23 protein-coding genes are annotated in these 25,482 nt (G+C 48.5%); 10 read left to right on the top strand and 13 right to left on the bottom strand.

Going from position 1 to position 25,482, the window contains the following annotated elements:
* Nucleotides 1-240: 240 nt before the first annotated feature.
* The 6 genes from AC27N8_RS06930 to AC27N8_RS06905 form a co-directional block, all read right to left on the bottom strand.
* Entirely contained in the window at nt 241-807 is a 567-nt protein-coding gene (locus AC27N8_RS06930; protein ID WP_487065318.1) for a hypothetical protein, read from the bottom strand.
* Complete coding sequence (locus tag AC27N8_RS06925) at nt 804-1,109, bottom strand: hypothetical protein (RefSeq protein ID WP_487065316.1); 306 nt, start codon at nt 1,107-1,109, stop codon at nt 804-806. The genes AC27N8_RS06930 and AC27N8_RS06925 overlap by 4 nt, the downstream gene beginning before the upstream one ends.
* 484 nt (nt 1,110-1,593) lie before the next feature.
* Complete coding sequence (locus AC27N8_RS06920; protein ID WP_487065314.1) at nt 1,594-2,289, bottom strand: RHS repeat-associated core domain-containing protein; 696 nt, start codon at nt 2,287-2,289, stop codon at nt 1,594-1,596.
* 64 nt (nt 2,290-2,353) lie between these two features.
* The gene (locus tag AC27N8_RS06915) at nt 2,354-2,611 is read right to left on the bottom strand and encodes a hypothetical protein (RefSeq protein WP_487065312.1); all 258 of its coding nucleotides are present in this window, start codon (nt 2,609-2,611) and stop codon (nt 2,354-2,356) included.
* A gap of 215 nt (nt 2,612-2,826) precedes the next feature.
* On the bottom strand, nt 2,827-3,441 hold the full coding sequence (locus tag AC27N8_RS06910; RefSeq protein WP_487065310.1) for an RHS repeat-associated core domain-containing protein: 615 nt from the start codon (nt 3,439-3,441) through the stop codon (nt 2,827-2,829).
* Between the two features lie 84 nt (nt 3,442-3,525).
* Nucleotides 3,526-3,867, bottom strand: coding sequence for a hypothetical protein (locus AC27N8_RS06905; protein ID WP_487065308.1), 342 nt, complete (start codon nt 3,865-3,867; stop codon nt 3,526-3,528).
* A 624-nt stretch (nt 3,868-4,491) separates the two neighbouring features.
* Between AC27N8_RS06905 and AC27N8_RS06900 the strand changes: the two genes are divergently transcribed.
* Entirely contained in the window at nt 4,492-4,623 is a 132-nt protein-coding gene (locus tag AC27N8_RS06900) for a hypothetical protein (RefSeq protein WP_487065306.1), read from the top strand.
* A 429-nt stretch (nt 4,624-5,052) separates the two neighbouring features.
* Here the strand turns inward: AC27N8_RS06900 and AC27N8_RS06895 are convergent, their stop codons facing one another.
* Entirely contained in the window at nt 5,053-6,108 is a 1,056-nt protein-coding gene (locus AC27N8_RS06895; protein ID WP_487065304.1) for an alcohol dehydrogenase catalytic domain-containing protein, read from the bottom strand.
* A gap of 110 nt (nt 6,109-6,218) precedes the next feature.
* On the opposite strand from AC27N8_RS06895, the gene AC27N8_RS06890 reads away from it, so the two are divergent.
* Nucleotides 6,219-6,449 (top strand): hypothetical protein, encoded by a 231-nt coding sequence (locus tag AC27N8_RS06890; protein ID WP_487065302.1) that lies wholly within the window; start codon nt 6,219-6,221, stop codon nt 6,447-6,449.
* A gap of 206 nt (nt 6,450-6,655) precedes the next feature.
* On the opposite strand, the gene AC27N8_RS06885 is transcribed toward AC27N8_RS06890, so the two are convergent.
* Nucleotides 6,656-9,412: a S53 family peptidase gene (locus tag AC27N8_RS06885; protein ID WP_487065300.1), complete on the bottom strand. Its 2,757-nt coding sequence runs from the start codon at nt 9,410-9,412 to the stop codon at nt 6,656-6,658.
* Nucleotides 9,413-9,728: 316 nt separating this feature from the next.
* Between AC27N8_RS06885 and AC27N8_RS06880 the strand changes: the two genes are divergently transcribed.
* The 3 genes from AC27N8_RS06880 (at nt 9,729) to AC27N8_RS06870 (ending at nt 12,137) form a co-directional block, all read left to right on the top strand.
* Nucleotides 9,729-10,610 carry a phosphotransferase gene (locus tag AC27N8_RS06880; RefSeq protein ID WP_487065298.1) on the top strand — a complete coding sequence of 294 codons (882 nt, stop codon included), beginning with the start codon at nt 9,729-9,731 and terminating at the stop codon, nt 10,608-10,610.
* 99 nt (nt 10,611-10,709) lie between these two features.
* A complete protein-coding gene (locus tag AC27N8_RS06875; RefSeq protein ID WP_487065296.1) occupies nt 10,710-11,090 on the top strand; it encodes a cupin domain-containing protein in 381 nt (126 codons plus the stop codon).
* Between the two features lie 9 nt (nt 11,091-11,099).
* On the top strand, nt 11,100-12,137 hold the full coding sequence (locus AC27N8_RS06870; RefSeq protein WP_487065294.1) for an alcohol dehydrogenase catalytic domain-containing protein: 1,038 nt from the start codon (nt 11,100-11,102) through the stop codon (nt 12,135-12,137).
* A gap of 8 nt (nt 12,138-12,145) precedes the next feature.
* Here AC27N8_RS06870 and AC27N8_RS06865 read toward each other — a convergent pair whose 3' ends face one another.
* The 4 genes from AC27N8_RS06865 to AC27N8_RS06850 form a co-directional block, all read right to left on the bottom strand.
* A complete protein-coding gene (locus AC27N8_RS06865; RefSeq protein ID WP_487065292.1) occupies nt 12,146-13,435 on the bottom strand; it encodes a DUF4097 family beta strand repeat-containing protein in 1,290 nt (429 codons plus the stop codon).
* A gap of 184 nt (nt 13,436-13,619) precedes the next feature.
* Nucleotides 13,620-14,747 (bottom strand): Gfo/Idh/MocA family protein, encoded by a 1,128-nt coding sequence (locus tag AC27N8_RS06860; protein ID WP_487065290.1) that lies wholly within the window; start codon nt 14,745-14,747, stop codon nt 13,620-13,622.
* A 184-nt stretch (nt 14,748-14,931) separates the two neighbouring features.
* A complete protein-coding gene (locus tag AC27N8_RS06855; protein WP_487065288.1) occupies nt 14,932-15,786 on the bottom strand; it encodes a sugar phosphate isomerase/epimerase family protein in 855 nt (284 codons plus the stop codon).
* Nucleotides 15,787-15,789: 3 nt separating this feature from the next.
* The gene (locus AC27N8_RS06850) at nt 15,790-17,142 is read right to left on the bottom strand and encodes a Gfo/Idh/MocA family protein (protein WP_487065286.1); all 1,353 of its coding nucleotides are present in this window, start codon (nt 17,140-17,142) and stop codon (nt 15,790-15,792) included.
* A gap of 522 nt (nt 17,143-17,664) precedes the next feature.
* On the opposite strand from AC27N8_RS06850, the gene AC27N8_RS06845 reads away from it, so the two are divergent.
* From AC27N8_RS06845 to AC27N8_RS06825, 5 genes are all read left to right on the top strand, one after another.
* Nucleotides 17,665-18,975: an ABC transporter substrate-binding protein gene (locus AC27N8_RS06845; protein WP_487065284.1), complete on the top strand. Its 1,311-nt coding sequence runs from the start codon at nt 17,665-17,667 to the stop codon at nt 18,973-18,975.
* Between the two features lie 23 nt (nt 18,976-18,998).
* Nucleotides 18,999-19,970: a carbohydrate ABC transporter permease gene (locus AC27N8_RS06840; protein ID WP_487065282.1), complete on the top strand. Its 972-nt coding sequence runs from the start codon at nt 18,999-19,001 to the stop codon at nt 19,968-19,970.
* Nucleotides 19,971-19,973: 3 nt separating this feature from the next.
* Nucleotides 19,974-20,864 (top strand): carbohydrate ABC transporter permease, encoded by an 891-nt coding sequence (locus AC27N8_RS06835; RefSeq protein ID WP_487065280.1) that lies wholly within the window; start codon nt 19,974-19,976, stop codon nt 20,862-20,864.
* 116 nt (nt 20,865-20,980) lie between these two features.
* Nucleotides 20,981-22,858, top strand: a complete 1,878-nt coding sequence (locus AC27N8_RS06830; protein WP_487065278.1) for an ABC transporter substrate-binding protein — start codon at nt 20,981-20,983, stop codon at nt 22,856-22,858.
* Nucleotides 22,859-22,898: 40 nt separating this feature from the next.
* Complete coding sequence (locus AC27N8_RS06825) at nt 22,899-24,251, top strand: ABC transporter substrate-binding protein (protein ID WP_487065276.1); 1,353 nt, start codon at nt 22,899-22,901, stop codon at nt 24,249-24,251.
* 7 nt (nt 24,252-24,258) lie between these two features.
* On the opposite strand, the gene AC27N8_RS06820 is transcribed toward AC27N8_RS06825, so the two are convergent.
* Nucleotides 24,259-25,182, bottom strand: coding sequence for a heme-dependent oxidative N-demethylase family protein (locus AC27N8_RS06820; RefSeq protein ID WP_487065274.1), 924 nt, complete (start codon nt 25,180-25,182; stop codon nt 24,259-24,261).
* Nucleotides 25,183-25,482 lie beyond the last annotated feature (300 nt).

Here is a 25,482-nt window from a genome sequence, read left to right as displayed (position 1 = left end):
AGTAATATTTGTCAGTAGATTGTAAGAAAATCTTGACAACTATCTGATTTTTTGGCCTTTTGAGCTTGATGGGTACCTGAATAGTTACGATGATATCAGCCTCATCTATGTTGTTCAATAATTTTTTGTAATACCATTTCAAATGGTATGCTTGAATGCATAAATTTGATTAGATAAAACAGACAGAGAACATCTTGACAAGATTATACTACCTGTAGATCTTGTCAAGTAAAGGATTTATTAGGGACGCTGGCCTACGGCACTTGCAAAATTAATCTCACTATAGCCATAGGCGAAGCTGCTCGATGCGCCGGTGGCCGTGCCAGTGCCAGTGCCACTGGTATCCTGATTGGTTGTGTTGTAGGTGTGTGTCTGTGCCAGACTCAATGGTCTTGGACCCGAGGCGCCGTTGGTGACACTGGTCAAGTTGCCATTGCTGTCATAGACATAGGTTGCACTGCCTGCATTGGTCCCGGTGGCGCTCGCCGACGTCAGTTCGTTGGCGTTGTTATAGGTATACGATGCATGAAAGGTTGAGGCTCCAGCATACGTCTTGGAGGTGATATTGCCATTGGCATCGTAGCCCACCGTCCATGTCTGCGTGGAATTGACCACCTTGGTGAGACGATTCTGACTATCATAACTATAGGTCTGATTGCCTGCGACTCCATAGTTGCCTGCCACATGGATGAGAGCCGTCTGCACCACAGCTCTGTGAATAGTCGATGTCCCATAGGTATAACTGTTGCCGGTCATCGCGCCGGTGATGCTGGGGGAACCGCTACAGAAAGTGCTGGTGTACGTCATGGTTCCACCGGTGTTCCAACTTCTCGACCAGCAGCATCAAAGGTCAAGAGCATGCCGGTGCCGTTGGGATAGATGATACAGTTGCGCTTATTGGTACTGGTGTACCCATAATGCGAGACACCACCGCCGGTAGCCGTTAAGGTATCCATCAGCTTGGCGACATTGTAGGTATAGGCCGTAGTGCCGGTGCCGTCGTTGAGGCTGGTCAGATTGCCGACCCCATCATAGACATTGGTGATCACTGTTGTCGAGGGCAGCGTCTTGGTCAGCTCTCTATTGCAAAGAAGTAGATAATATATCAAAATATAATGTTACTTTTTCCGACGTCTGGCTTCGATAATATTAAAGTTCATTATCGACATTGGTATAGCAAGAAGAAACCCCACTACTTCTAAAATGCCATTCTTTAAAAAAATACCTGTAAATAAAAATAAAGCGAATAAAATTACAACCGTTATGTAAATACGTGGATGCTTAATGATTTTCATGATTTTTTCCCTTGCTTTCTTCTGATAGTTATGTTATGATGCATCATTTTCCTCAGCTACATGTTAGCCATAATCTAAATCTCATGTTTTTTGTTAATACTCTTAAAACCGAAAAATAATTTTAAAACCGCTTGCATCATAACTTATAATTCAATTTTGTAGAGATGTTACCCGATACAGAGTATGAGGAAAGGACATTTTTTTCTCCTATCTCCTGGCAAATGTCCCTTTCTCAATATATAAAAGATCACCAAGTAACTTGTCAAGTAATGAAGTTTACATCATAAATTCAATAAATCTAATGATGCAAACCTAAGAATTGAGCGGTTCCCCAACCAGTACATTGTTCAAATACTGCTATAGTAATCAAACCAGCAATGGTTGTTGCTGGTACTAACCATATAGGAGCTGTATCTTCGGCTATTGTTATCGCTATACCTCCAGTTGCTGCAGCTACACCTGAGACTGTACCAACGAATGATCCCCATGTTGAGCTTAAGCAGCCAGTGACATCTCCCCACCAATTACTAAAGCCAGAATTAAAACTATTCCACCACGAAGAGATAGAATCTTTGCCACTAGGATCAGTTCTATTGATGGGATTATTATTAGCATAGACGTAAGGATTCGCCTTCGTTGCTTCCTGTAGGCTACCCCCAACAGGCGTTGCCAGCGTCCAGCGTCTAATGGTGGCGTCATAGTACCTGATTCCGAACTTGATAAGCCCCGTGGTCTTGTCGGTATAGCCACCAGCATAGCCCCAGGGATTGACCAGCCCACTCTGTACCGTGCTACCTCCGACATTGCCGAAAGGATCATATCCATAGGTTGCCACCAACGCTCCGCTGCTATCGGTCATCCCGACAATGGAACCGAGCCCATCGAAGAGATAATAGTAAGAGTTACCAGCCGAGGTTCGTTCACTATTGAGCATGCCACAGCTACAGCGCACATACTCGTTGGTGTTAGTCGCCGATGTCTTCTCGGTGCTCAAACCCAGGCTGGTGCTCGCTCAAGAGACTTTTTCAGAAGAGTTACAAAAGTAATATCTATTTTTTCTATCCGCGCCTTTCTAATAGAGTGAAACAAATAATTACTGAGACAATGGCGATGGCTATACCGATAAAGATAATGAGCATTGCAGGAGAGTAAAGGATATTAAATAAAGCTCCCAAAAATACAATGCCGATAATCAGGATAAGCTCTTGGATTACACGATCTGATAATTGTAACCACTTTCCCAAAAAAAACACCCCTATTGGAAATAGAATGATAAGAATAAAGATAGTGCCGATTTCCCAAAGTATAGCGCCCATATATTGAAAACCTTTCACTCACAAACATCGATAATACACGTCGTTTGCGTTAATTATGGTTCGTTGCTCCGACGAATTACTTTTCTTCGAATCATTAAGCTAATTTACCCGATAATTCACAACATCCGAGCAGTAATTATATCTTAGGAGAGGTATGTACAAATTAAAAATCATCTTTGATACTGTAGTCTATTACACACCTCATCCCAAATCTATTATTGCGAAGTCAGATTATAAATTGTCGTGCCAACGCCAGTACCCGCTGTATAAAAGATAACGCCATTATCACCACCACTTGTTTCTACCTGTCCAATTTTCCAGTTCCAGAACTCTGTAACAATAGCTATAATAAAGACAATCCCTCCTATGATATTCAGTGGTGGAGGGGTAAAAAGAGCAGTAGCGCCTCCCGCCAGCCCTAATACCCACCCGAGAGCATTCAAATTATTCTGGATCGCCTCAGTATCACAGGAATTGTAGTAGTAGTTAGTACCACCAGAGGGCGATTGAACAGCTTTAGTAACCCCTAAACAAGATGCCCTACTGGGTTCATCATTGTTAATTGGGTCATCATCTGCATAGACATAGGGATTGGCCTTGGTGGCTTCCTGCAAACTGCCACCAATCGGTGTCGCCTGCGTCCAGCGTCCGATGCGTGCGTCATAGAAGCGGATGCCGAACTTGATGAGTCCCGTGGTTTTGTCGGTGTAGCCACCGGCGTAGCCCCAGGGATTGACCAATCCACTCTGTACTGTTCCTCCTCCCAGACCGCCAAAGGGATTATACCCATAGCTCGCGACTAACACATCGCTGCTATCAGTTATGCCCACAATGGAGCCCAAACCGTAGATGTTCTCGATTGAGGAGCACTAACAGTTAAGTACGTTGCAAATACAAAAGTACCTATCAATTACCTACGCCTTAAGAATAAAGAGATAAAGAAAAAGAAGAATGGCTGATAAAATCAGCAAAACAGTGATCACAATGATGAGGAAAAATGGAATATTTTTTGTGTTTAGCTGCTTTCTTAAGAAAGGGCGAGCAATTAAAGATACGATAAATGTGAATACAAAGGGAGAGAAAAGGAAGAAGAAATTATTATAACCTCGGTTCGCTAAAATATTTATGGCAATAGTAAATAAAACCAGCCCAATTGCTAAAAGTGTAAAAAGCCTTTGCTTTGTTGAAAGATAGAAGATTACAATAATGAGCACAACAACATTATCTATTATTACTAATGGAAGCCAATGATCCATAACGATTTCCCCTTATTATATAGATAAATAGAGTAGATAATAAAAATATTATTAATACCTACTCTTTTTACTAAAGTGATGTACTCTCTTTAATATGAAGTATAAAAGAGCCTAAACACATCGTGTAACCCTATTTGGATACTACTTATCAAATGCCCAATAAGTATCCAGGTAGAAATACTGCCATAATAGTAGCAAAAAATGCAAAATATATTTCTATAATGCTTGTGGATATATTTACCATATATATTTTCTCCTCAAAAACAGAAATCTTAAAGTAAAGATATTAATATCGTTGACTGAATTCAAAGGTGTTTTGTACAAAACACCTTTATTTACTTTAAGATTTTAAGAACGACGATTTTAACATGTGTATTTTTTAATGATTTGGAGTAAAATATCTAATATGGGATAATAAAGATGCTTCTATATCACCTTTAACCAAATGATCAAAATTTGTACCACTCCTACGGGACGCGCAACGAGAAGAGGCCATCTCGTTGCGCACCTGACGCTCCGACACGGTCAAAGGCCATCGCTCCTCTTTCATATGGGAGATGTGTCTCCAAAACAGATCCGCGAAGCCGTGTAGTGACAGGCCAGCCGCTACGTCGGTGAGCGTTGATGCCTCGTGCAAGGGGTCATCCCAGTCGCTTCGACGACGTTGCTATGACCTTTGGCAGAGCACTACGTTGGCCGGTCGGGACGGTCGAGGGAGAAGTGGGTCAGCTCGTTGCGCATCCCGTGGGATCATAGTGAAAACAGTAGAAAAGAGGTGAAAATGGATTGATAGTGTTCATCATGAACACCGGTCGAGATAAAGTATAGAATTGTTGACCGAGAGGCATTTTCTACTCTAGTTTAGAAAGTATACATAAGAGAAATCAAGAATGTCAATGTATGAAACAGAATTTTATAAATTCTAATGTTGTTATGCCAAAAGAAATATGAAGAATACATTTGATACATTATAGAAAAGATATTGGAAAGTAGCTGTATCGCGGAAGACTCGGGAATGGATGAGTTTCTCCCATATGAGCTACTTTAACGGCAGAGCTTATGAAGATTCGGTTCCCGCATAAGTTGGATTTGATGGTGCAATATCACAGTGCTACGTTGGCGAGGTTGTGTGCTTGGAGCGAAAGGATATACCTCTCTGAGAAGTATTGGATGCAAGAGCTGATGCTAATTTTGGTGCTCAAACGCTGGCGGGATCAGGGCATATTTGACTCCTTGCTTGTTGCACAGTTGATCCAGGATGGTGAGGAGCGATGCCAGGGGGGCACGTGCGGTGATTAATGCTTCGACGTCGATCTGTCGTTGCGTGATGAGCTCGAAGGCTTGCTTGAAGTAAGCGGGAGTGTGATGAAAGACTCCTTTGATAGTAAGTTCGCCATAGTGGAGTGGTTGCGTCTCAAGAGCTATCTTTGTGCCGGCGGGACAGCCTCCAAAGAAGTTGATCAGCCCGGCGGGACGAACCATCGTGGCGGCCAGTCCCCAGGTCTCGACGGTGCCAACGGCTTCAATGACGATATCGGCTCCGCGCTTCTCCTCTGTCTGTGCCCGAACTGCTTCCGTCTGCTCCTCAGGAGTGAGCCCACTGACATCGATGACGATATCCGCGCCGAAGTGCGTCCCCAATGCCAGGCGTGAAGCTCCGCGCCCGGTCAGGATCACACGTGCTCCCTGGAGTTTGGCGGCCGCCGCCAGCAACAGGCCAAGCGGACCAGTCCCCAGAATCACAACCGTGTCTCCCGGCTGGATATCGCAGGCGGCAACGCCGTGGATGGCACATGCTAACGGCTCGCTGAGCGCTGCGGCTGTGAACGAGATACCTGTCGGTATGCGATAGATATTCTGACGCACAATCCGCTCAGGTACCAGGATATATTCCGCATAGGCTCCATTGAGAAAGAGCAGGTCCTCGCACAGACTGTAGCGCTGGCGACGGCAGTAGAAGCAGCGCAGACAGGGAGCCGAGTTGGCGACAACGATCGCATCTCCTTCGTGACATTGCGTGACCCCTTTTCCTATCGCTGAGACGATCCCGGCCATCTCGTGTCCAAAGCGACCGGGAGGATGGCGGAAGAGCAGGGGATGGCCTCGGCGATAGGTTTTTACATCTGTTCCACACGTCGTAGCCGCCGCGACCTGGAGCAGCACCTCTCCCGGACCTACCTCTGGAATAGGGATCTGCTCCATACGTACATCCATCGGGGCATAAAAGAGTGCTGCTAGCATAGTTCGATCTCCATCAAGCGCTTTTTTATCCCCATTGTAGCACACCGTTGTGCTCAAATCGCTCGGGTACTCCGACGCTACTACTCTGTCAAAGGTCATAGCAACGTCTCTTGGGCAAGAAAGAGAATTTCCTTGCCCCAGGCGTTCAGGCCAGCCCACGTAGCGGCGCGGCTCCGCCGTGCTGTCACTGGACGCACGAACACGTCCCACCTGCATCTGAGAGCAACGCCGACGAGACGATCCACGGCGGGAAGATCTCGCAATGGAACCCCATGGGGAGCGTGGTCGGACGAGTCACAGACAGCACGGCGGAGCCGCGCCGCTACGTCGGTGAGCGTTGACGCCTCGTGCAAGGGGTTATCCCAGTCGCTTCGACGACGTTGCTATGGACCTTTGACTGAGCATTACACTGTCTGCGCTTCGCTTGACAGCTTTCTGCCGGACTCCCAGGGGAAAACGGAGTAGGATTGTCTTGCTGCAAAAAATGAAGCGCACCCCTCCGACGCCTGTTTCTTACAAGCAGCGAGCTGATCGCGTCTTCAACTGGTCAGTCGTGGGTTACATATAAAGTGACATCATCGACATCCACGACAAAGTTTGCACGCTCATTGCTTAATCCGATGGCTTCAAAATCGATTTGAATTGGCTTCCCCAGATATTGTAATAGATCCTGGGTGATATCAAAACTATACTGCGTCCAGCCATTAGCCTCCGTATTACAGAGTTTCTGTACGGTTCCAATCAAGGCACCTTGCGTTGTACGGAGTCGCAGGTAGGAATGAAATGTATCCAGACAATTACCAGTTGTATCAGCACGCCCGATATAGATCCAGTAACTAAGCGTGGCTCTATGCGTTGAAGCCGGTAGCGTTATCACCTGAGAGATGGAATCATTGCAGTGTGAATAGCCGCACAAATACGCACTGGCTTCGCCGGTATGAGGAATGGCGGTATTGATGAGCTCAAAGTGACCGCTTGAGGATTCCCGCCACGACTCGCTGCCATTCTCAAAGCTAGGATTTTTAATGACCTGCGTTGTGATGCCTGGTACAACTGTCAGGCACAGCAAGCTAATCTCATCAATATCGCCAAAAAAATTTGATCGTGGACCACTGATACCGTTCGCTTCGATAAAAACCTGAACCTTTTGTCCTCCATATTTTGTCAGCGCGTCAGTGACATCAAAACTATAAAATACCCAGCCATTGGCGTCTGTATTGCACAATTTCTGGACTACCTGAATGGTAGCGCCCTTCTCTGTACGTAAGGTAGTCTGCGTATAATCCTGGCAGGTAGTCGATGTATCACCGCGACCAATATAGATCCAGTAATTCAAGGTAACTTTTCGTGTAAACATTGGTATGGATGTGGTTTGCCAGATAGTGTCATGACAATTGCTATAGCCACATAAATACGCGCTATGTTTGCCTGTATGTGCGTTGGTGGTATTAATGAGTTCATAGTGACCACTTGAGGTCTCTTGCCAATTGGTTAGTCCATCCTCAAATCCTCCATTTTGTAATAACTGTGTTGCCACGCCTGGAGCGCTCTGTAAATCACGTGCGATATTCCAGGCGTCGGGCGTTCCCATACCAGTAGCCATATCATAGTTGAGGCTTGCTTGATAGTACAGATTCGAGCCGGTCGTGACATCATGATAGGCCGGATAGATTTGTGGCGTGTTATAAAGCTGATAGAGTGCCGCTATGGCATTCCCAAGGGTAGGGACCTGTGAAGCCATGAGCATTTGATTGATATCAGTGGCGATGCCTGCCCACAATGGTGCCGCAGCGCTGGTGCCTCCGATGACGTTCCAAGGGGAGTCGTTCGATCTCTGACTGGTAAAGTAGATGGAATATCCAGTGAGAGGGTCAGCATTGGCAGAGACATCGGGGACTAAACGCGAAAGATCGGTCAGGTTCGAGCCGCTCTGATAGGTAGGGCGTAAGAAATGGCCGCTTTTGCCTCCTCCTCCCCCTACGTTATTATTACTCGATAGTGGATTTCCCCAGGCGCTTTCACTGACATAAGTGCTTGTCGGCTTGGTCTGTAAGGTTGTTCCTCCGACTCCGACCACATAGGGATCACTGGCTGGTGAATCAACCGCTAATTTTTGAGGAGCATCAGAACAATCATACGCTCCTGAATCTCCGCTAGCCGCAAAAAAAGCCTGCCCCTGGGCTGCTCCTTGTTTAAAGATCGTATCCAGGAGATCTAATCGCGCCGGTGTGCTCGCGAATTCGCATTCACCCCAGCTAATACTAATTACCTTTGCCACATTATCCGTCACGATGCGATTATAGATGTCTGCAACGCCAGCGGCTGTGTTCGAGCCAATATAGACCTTTTGTGCGGCACCTGGAGCGATGGCAGAAAGTGTTTCTATATCCAATGTTACCTCAAGGGCGTCAATATCAGATGTGGGAATAGCGCTTGCTCCATCAATCAAGATGTTTGTGATGGGGGAGTCAGCCAGATGGTTGTGATGACGATAGGCGTCAATGTCAGATAGATTATATCCACTTAACTCAAAAAGCCCGACCGTCTGCCCTGTCCCATCATTCCCCGCTTTCAGTAGCGGATGTATATCGTATTGAGTACGCAGCTTGTCTGGTGTGAGGCCGTCATCCGGGCTGCCACGCTGATGGGTCTGTGCGCGCCGACTCTGTACGTTGATGGGATGGTAAAGCGTAACATTATTTAACCCGCTGATCGTCTCTATTTTATTGAGAATGTCGTTTGGGAGGAGTGGGTTTGTGTTGGGAGCATAGACGACCCGCGCTTTGAGTTGATAGTTGTTGAGTGTGATCGCAAAGGCTTTTTCGGCGGTGGCGACAGTTGTTGCCACATCAATGAGCGTATGGTTCGACGCAACTGATGTAACCTGCAATCCTTGTTGACGCAAGTAGGTAGTGACTGTATCAATTGTAGCTTGCGTGGGACTAAATTGATCATTAAATTCTTGCGATGTCAGATAGTGGCGATACAGGGGCGATGTGGGGTCCTCCTGTGCTGCAAGCAACTCATCTAAATCGATCTCATTCCGCAATTTCAATGCAACGGCGAGATGTAAAGGGATGATTTTTGAAGTGGGGCCAATGGGTTTGGCATCATCGAGTAATGGTACGACATGACCTGGAATTCTCTGGTACTCCTGATTAGATTGAAGCCCTCGCTGCGGGTGTGCTGCAACTGAAAGGGGCGCCAGACTCATCATTACGCTCAGGACTGCTACTGTGAAAGATATTGCTAGCACCTTGATTGTCTTATAGCTAAGATAATGATTATTATGATATTTTTTCATGCAAACAATACCTGACCTTTTTTTAATTTCCATTATTCAACAAAAATGAATCTTTTATGAGTCTATGCAAAGTCTACAATATCTTCTTTTTTTACTGAGCACAAAATAATATACACGTTTATGAATTACATCAATGGAGCAAAGAATATAAGGTAGTAAGCATGCCAAAACTATGTCTTCATACATGAAAATATAGTTTTTGGAGTAATCAGAAGGCCTGGCATATCTGCTTATATTCATCTAAACTTCAACTGGAGCATCTCGGCTATAATTTGCAGAGGAGAGAAATCCACTAATAAAAAGGGAGGCTTTGTTTATGCCACTATCATTTGATCTTGTGTCTGCTATTGAGAAGATGCTTGAAGAGACCTTTCATCTTTCAGATTGGAGTATTTCTCATCCTGCTGAGGGGCAGCAAAAAGAATGTTACATTGCTACAGCAGCGACCTTCACCGTCTTCCTCAAATTTGAGGGCAGTACGCCGCCAGAGGTGCTACAACGCCTGGGAGAACTTAGGATTGCTCCACGTGTGTTAGGTGCAGGGAGTCTTGAGGGGAGATCCTATATCATTCAAGAGTATCTGGTTGGGAAGCATCCGGGCTGGAGATGGTTTGCAGATCATCTCCCACTTCTGGCTCAGGTCACGCGCCGCTATCAGACAGATCTCCCATTGAAACAGCTCTTAGCAGCTTCAACCTCAAGCGAATATCACGAGCAGATGGCTAGCGAGCTAACGTTGCTCGAAGCTCAGCTGGTCTCTCTGCGAGGAGATCCGACGTGTATGATGACCTTGAGGAGTGTATTTGCAGACCTCAAGCAGCAAGCTGGTCAACTATATCCAGTCTCGCTTGCCCCGGTGCACAGCGATCCCAATGGGGCTAATATGTTTCTGATCGATGAGAAGCTGATGCTCGTCGATTGGGATAACATGCTGCTTGCTGATCCGATGCGTGATATCAGTCAATGGCTGGGCTGGTATGTTTCCAAAGCTCGCTGGCCTCTTTTCTTTAAAGAATATGCTCTGCCTCTCGATCAGCCTCTTCTCAACAGAGTCTATTGGTGGTCTGCACGAGCATCATTTGCTAACGTGCTCTGGCATATCGAACATCAATACGACTATGACGTATTCCTGCACGATAGTATTGCCGCTCTCCATCAGGAGATTACGCCTCATCAAGTGTTCCGCGAGGACTGCTGATGATTATTGCTCGACATAGACGTCAGCGGAGGGCTTAAGCTGCCGTATTATGTTATTATACGAACAAGAAAAAGTTGGCTAGAGAAGAAGGAGGGATGCATGGGTATTATCCATCGGGCGGCTGAGCCTGTGGATGGTGAGTTGCGCTGGCAGGATGTGCTGGTTCGCGCCTATGGTCCGGATAATAGTGATGCTGAGCGTGCGACGCGGCAGATCTTGATTGGCAACGATGAGAAGTCTCCTAACTTTCATTTGCGTTATTTCGCGGTGCAGCCGGGTGGACACACCTCTCTTGACCTGCACCTGCACGATCATGGAGTCTATGTCGTCCACGGGCACGCCAATCTGCTGCTGGATCAAGAGATGCACGTGTTGAATCCGGGGGATATTGTCTATATTCCGGGCAATGAGGTGCATCAATTTTCGACGTTGGGTGAGGAGCCATTTGGCTTTCTCTGTGTTGTGCCTGCAAAGAGATGAGAAGAATATATGCGTGTTGTTGAATACTATGCGAACGATGATGTGCGTCTGGTCGAGCAAGCGGTGCCTGAAATTGGTCGGGGCGAGTTGTTGGTGAAATTGCAGGCATGCGGTATCTGTGCCTCAGATGTGATGGAATGGTATATGAAACCGCGTGCACCACTCTATCCGGGACATGAGCCGGTGGGGATTGTGACGGAAGTTGGGGAGGGAGTAGAAAACTTCACGGTGGGACAGCGCGTCTTTTTTCATCATCATGTGCCGTGTATGGTCTGTCATTTCTGTCAGCGAGGAGCATTCTCCAACTGTGCAACGTTCAGAGCCACCAGGCTTTATCCAGGCGGCCTGTCAGAATATATTCGTGTGCCCGCCCCCAACGTTCAGCTTGATGTTCTACCGCTGCCCGACGATCTATCCTTTGAGGCTGGGACTCTGATTGAGCCGCTGGGCTGCTGTATTCGTGGCATCGATCGCGCAGGCGTGCGAGCTGGCGATTGCGTCTGCGTGCTGGGCGCTGGCAGCAATGGCTTTATGCTGGCTCAACTTGCACGCTTACGTGGTGCGGGACGTGTAATCATCGTTGATCCGATTGCGTATCGCCGTGATCTGGCGCTCAAGGCTGGAGTCGATTACGCCTTTGACCCGACCGCTGCGCCGCTCCTGGAGCAGATTGAGGCCGTGAACGATGGCCGCAAGCCAGATGTTGTTATTGTGACTCCCTCAAAGATTCCCGTGATGCAGGAGGGTATGAATCTGGTTGGCGCGGGAGGAACGGTCCTGTTGTTCGCACCATCTGCGCCTGGGGAGACTCTGCCGCTTGAACCCAATCAACTCTTTTTCCGTGAGATCTCTGTGCGCACAAGTTATTCGGCTGGTCCCTATGATACGCGTCAGGCGCTGGATCTGCTCCGCTCGGGACGGATTCGCGCTGAGCAATTGATCACCCATCGCTTTCCTTTAAAGGATGTTGCCTGGGCTTTCGCCATCGTCTCTCATCCAGGCAATGCCCTCAAGGTCGTGATCCTCTCCGACGGCGATAAAAATTGAGCTAAGCTCTATTGTCCACCCGCTTGCTTCTGAACTATGACAGAGCCGCTGTTGGTGCTGGCAGAAATCTGGGCTTGCGGTGCACTGCCTACAGAGTTAGCGCCAAATGCGTTAGTGAGTACTCCTGCCGGGGTACTCGCTTGCAGTTGAAACGCAGCATTTTGGGGAAGTGTCAGGATGATATTTCCGCTATCTGTTGTGAGTGAATAGATTCCTGTGGGCTTCAGGGTACCTGTGAAACGTACCGATCCATGGGTCGTCTTCAGCATCGACTGGTCATCTAATGTCGCCTGCTGTACTATAACATCTCCATATTGCGTCGATGCATTCAATCTTCCCTGGACCATACCCGCTTTAATTGTGCCATTTAATGCGCGCAATGTCATCATACCGATACTGTTTTGGAGCGTAATATTACTATTGATCGTTAGCGCCTGTACCGGTCCATGAACGTCCTCGATGTTGATACTGCCGCTGGCGGTATGGATCGTGGCGGCGCTGACTCCCTTGACAGAGATCGATCCTGAGTCGATGTTGATCGATACCTGTGTCGTTGCTGGTACCGTGATGTCATAATCGACATGTGCATCCGGGGTCTCGGGGACGATACTGACGCTATCATGTTTCTGAGTATCATGCTGCTGAGTCATCTTGATGCCTTGATTATAGGTGTTGAGTGTTATGGTCTTGCTGTCTCCTGGATGAATGGTTACGTTTCCGCTCTGTCCGCTGATTGTCAACGATGGATTGGTTCCGACCAGGATACTGGTAATGCCAGGTGCGGAGTCATACGTGCCATTGTTCTGCGGCGCGGTGTGGATGCTGATCGATGTTGCTGTGGTAAATGATGTCGCTGCGGCCGTGCTGGATGGCATCGCGGTAGCCTGAGCGTTGGATAGTCGCATAAAATAGTTAAAGACACCTACAATTATGGTACCTATCACCAGACATCCTATCAGGATGGCTAAAAAGAAGCTCCATGGCGCTTTTGTTGCAGTGACGGGGGCTGCTCTTCTCTCTTCAGGATAGGTAGGTAAAATAAGTTGAGGTTTTGCGGCTGGAGATGCTTGGGATGTTATCTGTGGCCTGACTTCCAGACGCAAATATATAGGAAGCTTTGCTACCGAGATGTTTTCCTTCGCCTGGGGTGGGTGTTCTGATGCTTGCGATGGTTGTTCTAGACCAGTCCATGATGGCAGTGGGAGTTGCGTTCTTCCGACTATATCATTCATGTGCTGCTGTGAAACGGATGGTTTGGCTGGCTTATCTGATGGCCTCGGCGTTGAGCTGTCTGTCAAAATAACGTTTCTCCTTTCATAATGTATCGTGTATTCTTTACTACGTTTGGTCAGCCCGCTTTTTTTTGTATTAGACCTAAAGTACGGCTGATAAGATTTCTGACTTTTATCAAAGAGGAAACTTGTTATTTCGTATGCGGTATGAGTGTCGTTCCTGTATATTTTCTACGCGTGTTGTTCTGGCTTATGCTGTAGGTTTGTATTTGCTGTGTTGCTGGAGATCTTGTAGTAAGGCTGCATACCGTTGACGATCCAGTGGAAGTTCGACTTCACCATGATGATAGCTTGAATAGGCCATAGCGTTGGCTAACTCTAATTCCATTCTGGCATTGGTGGCGATGGAAGAGAAATGGCTTCCATGTAAGATAGCTTCGTGGAAGCTGCGATAGACGGCCACGAAGTCACTTTTCTCCTTCCTTGGTTCCAGGATGATCTCATAGGGATGCCTGGTCGGCTGCTGATAGGGATTCTGGGTGTGGATGGCGTACGCGTGCATATCGGTATCAAGGGTTTGCACAGTCAGGGTTTCACGACCGATCTCCAGCAGCCCGCGTGTGCCTATAATCTTCAGGCGTTCGGGATCATCTGCTTCTGCGGTGCTGATGTGGACAGAGCCCAATGCGCCATTGGACCATTCCAACATTGCCTGGACGGTATCCTCGGTTTCAATCTGATGGAGTAGGCGTCGCGTCCAGGCGAAGACGCGTCTGGGTGAGCCAAGCAGGTGGCAGAGCAGATCCAGATTGTGTGATGACTGATTGGTCAGGATGCCGCCGCCTTCACCTGTCCAGGTTGCTCGCCAGGGAGCCAGTGTATAGTAGCTGGTTGGTCGTGTCCAGACGGCGGTCAACTCGGCCCGCTGAATCTCTCCCAGCCCCTTCTCCTGGAGGAGCTTTTTGGCGGCGATGATCTCGGGACGAAAGCGATGCTGAAAGACTACTCCAAGCAGACGCTGACAGCGCTGAGCGGTCTCGATCATCCGATCCGCTTCGGATACCTGGATGGCGATAGGCTTTTCGACCAGAACATGGCAGCCTGCCTGTAAGCAATCGATCACTATCGCTGCATGGAGAAAAGGAGGCGTCAGAACTATCGCCACGTCTGGCTTGACCTTGGCGAGCATCTGCTTATAGTCATCGTAAAAGGCACACTGCAACTCATCCGCTCGCGCTTGACCTTTTATGGTATCCACATCCGCGCCCGCCACGAGTTCGACTGTCGGCAGTGCCAGACCCGGACGATGTCCATTGAGTATGCCCGCTCCGATACCTATAATCACGTGGCGCAAACGTTGTGTTGTGACTGGTTCCATAGATACGCTCTCCTTTCCTCAATCAGTGTCGAGCGCAGCAAAGACCTTGTAGCGTCGCACGCTCGCGTGCGATGTCCCACTCGATGTACGATCAGGCAGGCCAGCGTTGGATGCCAAGATTGTGCTGTCTCGTACGAGCCACAGGGACATCGCACGCGAGCGTGCGACGCTACTGATTATGGGTTTAAGCGAACGGTACGTGCGCTTTATTGAGAATCGTGTGTAATGCTGCCAGCGACTCACGCGTCGCATATTCGCGCCCACCTTGCGGATGAATATAATGTGTCTCCAGTGAAATAATCCCATCATAGCCATCCTCGGCCAGTGCACGGAACTGGTTAACATAATCGATACTACCGGTGCCCATTTTGACAAATTGAGCATTTTTTAACTGTCGATTGACATCTTTTACATGCATATGCAGCACGCGCCCACGCACATAGGAGTATCCAGCTGGATAAGGATCAGAATCGAGGAAGGCCTCGTTGCCTGGGTCCCAGGTTACCCCAAACCCGGGATCTGGTATCTGCTGAAGGAGCCAGCCTGTCTCCTTGCCGGTCGCCATATTGCAGGCATGCTCGTTCTCGATTACAAGCTGGAGTCCTGCCTCCGTGGTGCGTCGGACAGCTTCCGCAATGGTTTCCAGTACCAGCGGACGCGCTGCAATTGGATCAGGAGCGCGTAAGAAGGAAAAGGTTCGTACGTGAGGGGCGGCCAACAGGTGAGCAATCTCAAATGAGCGCTCTAAGCTCTCCCATTCTGTCTTTTGTGCAGATGTTGAGGTTCTGTTACTGCTGAGTGGCGTATCTTCTCTCTCCCACAGGGGACATTTAAGGAATGGTGACGCGATGGAGCAGACGCGAAAGCCTCTCTCGTGCACAAGCTTTTTGATCTGTAATAGATGATCTCGATCATGCTCGACAATATTTTTGCCATCTACTTTGCGTAACTCGATCGTATCAACATGTAACTCGCGACAGACCTGTAAAGCGTGTTTAAGGTCCTCCGATATTTCATCGGTGATAATGCTGAGGTGCAAAATTTAATCCTCTTTTATCTGCCTGTTTTTGATCTGCTCGTACAGACCTTTGTCTGGAAGCACAAATAAATCGTCAATAACTACTTTTTGACCATTTTGCATCGATTCGTTCGCGGCGATCCCCACCAGGATCGATGCAGCCCCATCAATATGCGATGCGGCACGCTGAAATGGATCAAAGGGAGGCGTCGGCGCAAAGAGTTGCTCCAGTAAGATAGGATCGCCACCGCCATGGCCTCCCGTGCCGCTTGGAATCTCCACATCGTACGGCACCCCGAACATTGGATGCGCGCTGATATGGGCTGATTTGAATGGTCCTTTGCTGGCGTTGGAGATCGCAGTCCCATCATCCTTGAAATGAGTGATTGTTTCCGCGATATCCATCTCGATGCGACCCTTCGTACCCGTAATCGCCACGCGGAGTCCCTCCCAGGGCGAGTACGCGATCAGGTTGTAGGATAAAAGCGCTCCGCTGCGATAACGCACGGCAACACACATGGTGTCCTCGATCGTTATCGGCTCCCCGAAGACGTTGCGATCCCGTAGATAGCCGGTCTCGGCCTCGGCTGCCAGGTACAGATGCTGAAACGCCTCGTTGCTATCGAGTGTCAGCGCAAATGGATCGTTGAGCGCTGCGGCGTGGCCGGTATAACGTTCATAGTCATAATGCTCGCCGCGCGCCTCTGCATTGCTCCGTCCATAGAATTGCAGATCGCCGAGCGCTATGACATCTTTGGGATACGAATCGATCCACCAGTTGACCAGGTCAAAATGATGGGTGGCCTTGTGGATCAGTAGTCCACCGCTATTCTGCTTCTCACGATGCCAGCGCCTGAAATAATCTGCGCCGTGACTGGTGTCGAGCAGCCAGGAGAAGTTGATGGCAAGCGGCTTGCCTACGACTCCTTGCATGACCAGTTCGCGGAAGCGCGTGTACGCTGGCGTGTAACGATAATTAAAGCTGACGCGTAATGATCGACCAGTGCGCTCCTGCACTTCAATGATCGCTTTCATCTTCTGTATATCGGTGGTCATGGGCTTTTCAGTGAGAACATCACAACCTCGCTCCATGGCCTGAATGATATACAGATGGTGAGTACTGTCCATGGTTGTGACGATGACGATGTCAGGATGGGTGTCAGCAATCATGTTCCCGAACCGGTCGGCATGATAGGTAGCTATTGGTGCTAATCCTGCGACCGTTGTCAGGCGCTGATTGTACCAATCCATGCGCGTCTGGCTAAGGTCGCAGAACGCAACCAGCTCCGCGACATCGCGATAGCTTGTCGTTAGTGCATCAACAAACATCCGAGCACGCGAACCGGCGCCAACCAGCGCATAACGTTTTTTTGGCATCTTCTCTGCACTCCTCACATCTCTTTCAGATTTTGCGATCCTACTTGTGTGACCGATCACATTTACTATACACAAAGATTTTTGAGAAATCAAGTCATGGTGATCACAAAAGACTATTTTTCGCTCTGTTTGTCTGGCAATTTTTTGTGTGCCGATAGATTATAAATTGTACAGTAGAGCCAGATGATTTGCTAAGTCTGTTGCCCAAAATATAAATTTTGAGTGAAATTAATGAAATATATTTCCTCTTCTTATCTACGAGTATTGACAAATGGCAAGAAATTAGTTATAATGTGACCGTTCACATTGGCGGATTGATAGCAAAAAAGCTGGCCTACGGGCAGAGCTAGCGTTATTTTGAAGGAAAAGCCATAAAACTATCCGCGATGAGAGATTGGCCCCCTGTACCGCATCACCTCTCGTAATTTCATGATGGTCATGGACATGACAATGGATGTTATCAACTCGTCCCGCCGTTGGGTATTTGCAGCAACTGTGCAGAAAACGAGGAGTCATCATCATATGAGAAGGAACCTTTATACGCGCAGGCAAGCCTGTCAAATCGGTTTGAGTGGCTTAGCCAGCCTGGCATTATTAGATCTGGCCGCCTGTGGAAACGGAAGCACATCTGGAGCTAGCAACGAAACCTTGCAACTGTCATATTGGGGAGACGCCTCGCGTGGCAAATTGACCAAGAATGCCACCAATTTATACAAGAAGGCTCATTCCAACGTCACGATTACCTCCTGGTCCGCCGACTTCAATTCATATTTCAATAAATTGAATACCCAGATCGCTGGTGGCTCGGTTCCTGATCTTATTCAGATGGATATGAGCTACGTGAAGCAGTATGCCGATGAGAAGACGCTCTTGGATCTGACCTCTCTGATTGCTGACAAGACGATCGATCTCTCCGATTTTGACAAGGATATGCTGTCGAACAGTGAAGATAATAAGGTTCTCTACGGTATTCCTCTGGGCGGCAACTATGAGTGTATGGTGTGTGATAACGATATCGTTGCTGAAGCAGGGGTGGGCACGATTCCGCCCACAATGACCTGGACACAATTTGGAGACTTCACCAAAAGTATCTCAGCAGCGCTCAAAGCCCAAAGTATCTATGGATCTCAAGATATGAGTGGAGCTATGGATATGTTCGAGATCTGGGTGCGTCAGCGTGGACGAGAGGTCTATGCAACGGACGGCAAAGCCGCTTTTACCGTTGATGATGTGGCATCCTGGTTTGATTATTGGGCGAGCTTACGCCAATCTGGAGCCTGCGCCTCGGCTCAACTTCAGGCCACCGTCACCGGGAGTGGACCGGCTGCATCTTTGCTTGTGCAGGGGAAAGCTGCCTATGCTAATGCGCACTCAAACCAATTCAGTGGCTATCAAGTGCTTTCCAAGCATAAATATAGTCTGCAACAAGTACCTACTGGAGCCGCTCCCGGCATCTATCTCAAGCCCTCCATGCTGATGAGTATCGCCGCTAAATCAAAGTATGTCAAAGAGGCCGCCAATTTCATCAACTTCATCATCACACAACCTGATGGCGTCAAGGCCATCAAAATGGATCGTGGAGTTCCTGGTAGCGCACGTGCACGCGCTATCCTTGACCCGACCCTCGACTCATCCGGCAAAGCGCTGCTTGTATTTACCTCGTTGGTCGCGAACGGCCCCACGACCAGCCCGAAACATGTGCTTGATCCATCGGGAGCAGGAAAGATTCAGACCAATCTGATGACGGTCGCGCAATCGGTAAGCTTTGGCAAGCAGACCGTGATGCAGGGAGCTACAACATTTCATCAGCAGGCTGTGCAGACACTCGCCTGATCCTACAAACTGGAGGTAGCTAGATGGCCTTTACTCCAACGGAGGAACAGATACGTCAGAGGCGAGAGTTGATATCTGAGCAGCAGCGTCTCCGCAAGCGTGCCACGCTTGAGAAGAAAGAGAATGTTTCTGGCTACCTCTTTCTTCTTCCCTGGTTTCTGGGGCTGTTGATCTTTACGATTGGACCCGTACTCAGCTCGCTCTATCTCTCGTTCACGAGTTACGACCTGCTCAGCGCCCCTCAGTGGATCGGGGTGCAGAATTATATTACAATGTTTCATGATCCCAAGTGGCTGGATGCCGTAAAAGTGACGCTGGTCTATGTGCTGTTCTCAGTGCCACTCAAGATCATTTTTGCCCTGCTGGTCGCGCTTTTGCTCAAGCAGGGTCTGCGGGGAATCGGACTCTTTCGTGCTATCTACTACGTGCCATCGCTCCTGGGTGGAAGCGTCGCCATAGCGCTGCTGTGGCGGCAGATCTTTGATTCCGATGGTATTGTGAACCAGTTCCTGGGATTGCTTGGTATTCATGCCACTACCAGTTGGGTCTCGACTCCGGATACGGCTCTGTATACGCTGATCATTCTGGCCATCTGGCAGTTTGGGACGCCGATGCTCATTTTTCTGGCTGGCCTGAAGCAGATTCCAAAGGAATATTATGAGGCCGCAGCGGCAGATGGTGCAGGACCTCTGCGCAAGTTCTTCTCGATTACTGTTCCCATGATCACGCCTCTGCTCTTCTTTAATCTGGTCCTCCAGATGGTTGGAGCGTTCCAGGCATTCACTTCAGCCTTTGTTGTCAGCGGAGGTACCGGTGGACCGATAAACTCCACTTTATTCTATACGATCTATATCTATCAGGAAGGATTTGCCTACTTGCAGATGGGATATGCCTCTGCTATGTCATGGATATTGTTATTGGCCATCGCGGTGTTCTCGATAATTGCCTTTCTGACATCGCGTTACTGGGTATTTTATCAAGATGATAGGGGATAAAGCATGCTCACTCAAGTATCGGCAGCGAGAGCCAGATCTATCATAAGAGGCAGACCATCTTCTCAAAGAGTAGTGAGTCGTCTGCTCCTGTACGTAATCGTGATAGGTGGCGCTGTGATCATGATCTATCCCTTGCTCTGGCTATTCAGCGCCTCCTTCAAACCCGAAGATGTACTCTTTACGAACCTGGGCCTATCGTCTCCCTCCTGGACGCTAGGCAACTTTAGCGATGGATGGAATGCCCTTGACTATCCCTTTGCGCAGTTTTTCATCAACTCATTGATCATCTGTCTGGGAGCCGTAATCGGAAACATCATCTCGTGCTCGATGGCGGCCTATGCCTTTGCGCGCCTGCGCTTTAAATACAAAATCTTCTGGTTTATCGTCATGCAAGGTTCTATCATGCTGCCGCTGCATGCCCTGATTGTCCCCCAGTACATCATCTTCAAGCAACTCGGCTGGATCAATACTTTTCTGCCGATGGTCGTCCCGAAATTCCTTGGGACCGATACATTCTTTATCTTCTTGATGATCCAGTTCATTCGCGGCATTCCACTCGAACTGGATGATGCGGCCAAGATCGATGGCTGTAGCCGCTTCGCCTTCTACTGGAATGTTATTATCCCCTTGTCCCTTCCGGCTCTGGTGACTACCGCCATCTTCACCTTTATCTGGACCTGGAATGACTTCTTTACCCAACTGATCTATCTCAACGACGAGTCGCTCTATACCGTTCCGATCGCTCTGCGTACCTTCCTGGATAGTACTGGCAACTCTGCCTATGGAGAGCTTTTCGCCATGTCGGTCTTATCGCTGGTCCCGATCATCGGCTTCTTCCTGATCTTCCAGCGCCTCCTCCTCGAAGGAGCAAGTACCACCGGTCTCAAAGGCTAGTAACATCGAAATATTGACTTTGATGCTCCATTGAAGAAATCGGTTAATTTGCCGTCTATATAGGTATGAGATGCCTGTTGGTGTATATATGTTGTCACAATAGGTAAGGAGCAACGATGATGGAAAATCAACCTGGCAATGAGGCCGAGGATGCTCTGGAGCAACCACGAGATACTACTTTTACACAAAATTCATCTGGCACTCCAGAAAATACCAATCATCCATTTTCGCCGGCTGCACTGATTGTGGCATTAGTGGCACTATTACTCTTAGCACTTGCGCTCATTTTTTCAGTTATCAGCCCGACTGTCTATGTACTTATTAGCACGCTTGTGAGCACGTTTGGTGTTGTGCTCCAGTTGCCTTCTATGGGAGGTCGCGTCGAGGCAGCGGTGGGGAGCTTGCATAGCTATTTAGATAAACGTTCGCAGCATCTGGCCAATTTTATTGGAGAACTGTGGAGGAAACGTTGGATTATCTCGACGATCATCTCATCGTTGATCATTCTTGGCTTATTCCTCTATATCTCTCTTCCATTTCTCAAACCTCTTGTTGTTCATCCAGTCGTAGTGACCACACCTACGCCTTCAGCCACGCCGAATCCTATCGATGTGAATCCGACAAGAGATGGTTCCTACGTGGGACTGAGCTATGGATTGACGAATTTTGATACCAATCGTGCCGATGGTGATCTCAAGGAGAAAGCTACGCAGTCTCTCAAGCAGAACGAACGCGATGCTGCAAAGGGATATTGGGATCTCGCCGTGCGTGAGGATGGAACCGATGCAGAAGCCTGTATCTATCAGGAAAATCAGAATGTCCTGGATGTGTCCTCTAATGATTACGTGACGGTTGTTGTTGTCGTAACGCTGACGGGAAACAATCTCAATGCTATCAATGTGGGGCGTAGCATTCTTCAGGGAGCATGTGTCGCTCAAAAGGAGTACAACAGCCAGCATAAGTTGCCTGATGATCTGCTCGTGCGCCTGCTGATTGCTAACGTCGATGATCCATCTATCTATGCGGTAAGCGTTGCCCGGCAGATCAAAGAGGCAATTACAAACGATACAACGACGATTGTTGGCGTTGTCGGACAGCTTTCCAATGCCGATGAAGCTGTTCAGGAATTGGGGAAAGCCAATATTCCTATGATCTCATCCACCTCGCTCTATTCGAACGTAGAGACATCGTATCTCTTCAGCGTCGCTCCATCTATCCCGCGAGAAGTTGAGGTTGCGGCACAGACTGCTGCAATTCAGCACTCAAAGCAGGTGGCTCTGTTCTATGATACTAATGATACCTACAGTAATAGCTTGGCTCAAGCGTTTAAGCGTCGGGTAGGCGAGACTGGCGTTATTATCAGGGATATCACGTATACGACCGGACAGGCTACAAATACGCTTCCCGACCGTATCAATGACGCGGTGAATACCATATCCCGGCCGGATTTAATCTATCTGGCAGGCTATCCTGATGATGCCAACATTCTGGTGCCCTATGTGCATAGTAAATGGCCAGATATACAGATTATGGGAGGAGATGCTCTTTATCCATATGTTTATTCTTTTTCTACACCAGATAAGAGGGCTGCTTTCAATGGCGTGCTTATGACCTCATTTGCCTTTTCCTCTGAATGGCAGGGGCATCTGACGCAACGGCCTGCGTTCTTTGATGAGTATGCTCGCGATTTTGATTATTCAAAGCTGCAAGCAGGATATCTCGATGATACCCTCTCCCCAGATAGCGATACCATCCTTGCATACGATGCCACAAGCGTTTTCTTGGAGGCGAGTGATGATATTCTGACAAAAAAGCAAGTGTCGCTCACACCAAAAGCATTGTGGCAGGTTATACATAACAATCCCTCTTTTCCTGGTGTGAGCGGACACATCCTTTTTGGGAGCGATGGTGAGCCAATGGACAAGGCTGTTGTGGTCATGCAGGTCACATCTGCCGGAATCAGGCTGTTGGGGATACAAGGAAGCTATCCCTGAGATCCCCTTATTGTTCTCTGGATAGAAAGGAGAGGTCTTCATGCGTGTCAAACATCAATCAACGTTCAACGAACTGACGAATATGATGTATGCCGGACGTATCACGCGCCGTGACTTCCTGGAACGCGCCGTGGGTCTAGGTCTGGCCAGTAGTGCGTCCATGCTACTGTTCCTGGAAAGTTGTGAGAGTAATCCTCCTGCATCTCATGTTTTGCCTGGCAATAGCCAGACCAGCACTGCCAGTAGCACAGGACAGATTAATATTGCGTGGGAAAGCGAACATGATCTGCAAGGAACCTATGGTGCGCTGGTTAATGCCTTTAACAAGATCAATCCACACGGTATCCATGTCAGGATGCTGGATACATCGAGCGATAAGCAACATGATAAACTTGTGACAAGGCTCCAGACCCACCACGAGAGTCCAGATATCATCTCAGTAGACATGATATGGATCGACGAATTCGCTCATAATGGATGGCTTGCCCCACTTGATGGGCGTTGGGATATGAAGAAGCGGGAAGGATACCTTTCCACTCCCATCGATGGGGCGAAGTATCAGGGGCAGATCTGGGTTGCCCCCTTTCGTACAGATGTTGGGTTGCTTTACTATCGCTCCGATCTGATTACGGCTCCTCCCACGAGTTGGAGCCAGCTAGTTGATATGGCGCAGCAATATGGCGACAAACTCGCGGCTGGTTATGTCTGGCAGGGAAAGAAATACGAAGGTCTGGTCTGTAACTTTGTCGAGGTTCTCTCCAGCTATGGGGGGAACATTTTAAGCCCCCTGGACTTAAGTCTGGTCATCGTTAATAGCACACAGGCCCGTCAGGCCCTGACGGAGATGAAGGTATGGAAAGGGTCGATCTCGCCTTCCGATATCCTGGACTATGATGAGGATAGAAGTGATGCCATCTGGAATAATGGCAATGCATTGTTTATGCGTAACTGGCCGACGTACATCGCCTTGAGCGACAGTGTCAGCAATCCAAAGGTGGCACAAAAATTTAATGTTACCTCTCTACCTGATGGAGCACGCTCCTGTTTGGGTGGATGGAATCTGGGCATCAATGCCTTCTCCAAGAAACAGGATGCCGCATGGGAATTCATTCAGTGGATGATCCAGGAGGAAGCACAGACATTTGCCGCTATCGATGCCTCATTTACCGTGACATTGGAAAGCGTCTATGCAGATCCTTTTGTGCTTAAGCAGAACCCGTTTTATAAAGATCTTCTTCCGATCATCCAGGGAGGGCAATTGCGTCCAAAATCTCCGCGCTACCCCGAGATTACTCAAGCTATCCAGGAATCTGTCTATAGCGCGCTGACAGGGGGCTCCAGTATCGATAGTGCGCTGACAGGGTTACAAAGTAAGCTACAGAAACTGGTTTAAAACGCATCTACTTCTGGCTGGTTGTATCAAGATAATCCAGCAGAACCTCCCGGAAGGCGGCGATCCCTTTATAATCAAGGAGCTCGCCAGGTGTGGTCCGAATGGTGTGCGCGATCCTCTGGGCGTAGCCGGGCGTTTCGATGACGCTGGCAAGCGGCTCACGATAGGTGTGGACGGTAAAGAGGAGCGCATGCGTTTGTGGTAGCCGTACGAGCGTCTGCTTTTCGATGCGTACAAAGCATCGCCGGCCGATCGTTGCCAGGGTCATGGCTTCGTTCTGACGTTTTTCGTCCTGGACCACATCCGGGGTGCGTGAGAGCAGAGAGGTTGGGACAATTGACCAGTTGACTCGCCATATCGGTCGATCGGTTTTCAGGCGTTCGAGAAGAAGCTGCGCTGGACGGCCTACAGCTGTCAGGAAGATGGGGACTGGCTGATGGATTTCTAAGAATGGTTGCATCATTTTATCATCCAGGCACCAGGCGTTGGGGAAGCAGAGCTGTCCGGCGATGAGGGGCATACCGTCTTCTTGTGCGCCGCTCAGAATTAAGAGATCCTCTTGTACCTGCCGTCCCAACCAATCCAGAGGAGCCAGCGGCAGGCTGGTAGGATCGCCAAAGATGAATGTAGTGCTCTCTCCAAGCAGGCGATTCTGCCAGATCCAATGCTGATCGCTGACTATAAGCGCGAAGTTTTCTGGATAGTCATGAACCAGGCTGTGCAGTACGATCTCCAGAACCTCCCATTGCTGTAGTTGCGTCTCGGGCAGGGCCTGAAAAAAGCGTCGATGATGCTGAGCCAGGAGCGCGTTTTTCAGGGCGATTTCGGCTGGATAGTGTTCATCGATGTCGATGAGATTACCAGTGCCAATCGCTTGTGTGCCCATGGTCATACGAAAGTCGCTGGTTTTAAATGGGAAATATGGCAGCAAGTATTTGACTCCTTCACGTAATGCTCGCCCGCATTATACCTCATAATCCTTCACTTTCTCTTCAAATCTTGACATGGGAGCGATCCCATGGTAGCATTGGGAGTATAGTAAGCACTGTTGCTCTATTTGTTCTTTTAATGCAGACGGTCAGATACTAACGAGGACGTTGTTTTGATTGACGATGGTGCATTCTTATGATTAAATTATCGACATCATCTTTAAAATGGTCCTGTCCTCCTAAAATTCTCTCCCTACTCTCGTGCCTTCAGAATGCTGTAGGATATCTCTTCGCATGCTATA

It is taken from the genome of Dictyobacter sp. Z7_2 (genome assembly GCF_057551105.1).
This window is presented reverse-complemented; position numbering and strand designations above follow the sequence as displayed.

What these genes read in the sequence shown, in the direction of transcription:
- AC27N8_RS06930 (WP_487065318.1), bottom strand. Translation starts at nt 807, where the DNA reads ATGACGTACACCAGCACTTTCTGTAGCGGTTCCCCCAGCATCACCGGC.
- AC27N8_RS06915 (WP_487065312.1), bottom strand. Translation starts at nt 2,611, where the DNA reads ATGGGCGCTATACTTTGGGAAATCGGCACTATCTTTATTCTTATCATT.
- AC27N8_RS06905 (WP_487065308.1), bottom strand. Translation starts at nt 3,867, where the DNA reads ATGGATCATTGGCTTCCATTAGTAATAATAGATAATGTTGTTGTGCTC.
- AC27N8_RS06900 (WP_487065306.1), top strand. Translation starts at nt 4,492, where the DNA reads ATGCCTCGTGCAAGGGGTCATCCCAGTCGCTTCGACGACGTTGCTATG.
- AC27N8_RS06895 (WP_487065304.1), bottom strand. Translation starts at nt 6,108, where the DNA reads ATGCTAGCAGCACTCTTTTATGCCCCGATGGATGTACGTATGGAGCAG.
- AC27N8_RS06885 (WP_487065300.1), bottom strand. Translation starts at nt 9,412, where the DNA reads ATGAAAAAATATCATAATAATCATTATCTTAGCTATAAGACAATCAAG.
- AC27N8_RS06880 (WP_487065298.1), top strand. Translation starts at nt 9,729, where the DNA reads ATGCCACTATCATTTGATCTTGTGTCTGCTATTGAGAAGATGCTTGAA.
- AC27N8_RS06875 (WP_487065296.1), top strand. Translation starts at nt 10,710, where the DNA reads ATGGGTATTATCCATCGGGCGGCTGAGCCTGTGGATGGTGAGTTGCGC.
- AC27N8_RS06870 (WP_487065294.1), top strand. Translation starts at nt 11,100, where the DNA reads ATGCGTGTTGTTGAATACTATGCGAACGATGATGTGCGTCTGGTCGAG.
- AC27N8_RS06860 (WP_487065290.1), bottom strand. Translation starts at nt 14,747, where the DNA reads ATGGAACCAGTCACAACACAACGTTTGCGCCACGTGATTATAGGTATC.
- AC27N8_RS06850 (WP_487065286.1), bottom strand. Translation starts at nt 17,142, where the DNA reads ATGCCAAAAAAACGTTATGCGCTGGTTGGCGCCGGTTCGCGTGCTCGG.
- AC27N8_RS06845 (WP_487065284.1), top strand. Translation starts at nt 17,665, where the DNA reads ATGAGAAGGAACCTTTATACGCGCAGGCAAGCCTGTCAAATCGGTTTG.
- AC27N8_RS06840 (WP_487065282.1), top strand. Translation starts at nt 18,999, where the DNA reads ATGGCCTTTACTCCAACGGAGGAACAGATACGTCAGAGGCGAGAGTTG.
- AC27N8_RS06835 (WP_487065280.1), top strand. Translation starts at nt 19,974, where the DNA reads ATGCTCACTCAAGTATCGGCAGCGAGAGCCAGATCTATCATAAGAGGC.
- AC27N8_RS06830 (WP_487065278.1), top strand. Translation starts at nt 20,981, where the DNA reads ATGATGGAAAATCAACCTGGCAATGAGGCCGAGGATGCTCTGGAGCAA.
- AC27N8_RS06825 (WP_487065276.1), top strand. Translation starts at nt 22,899, where the DNA reads ATGCGTGTCAAACATCAATCAACGTTCAACGAACTGACGAATATGATG.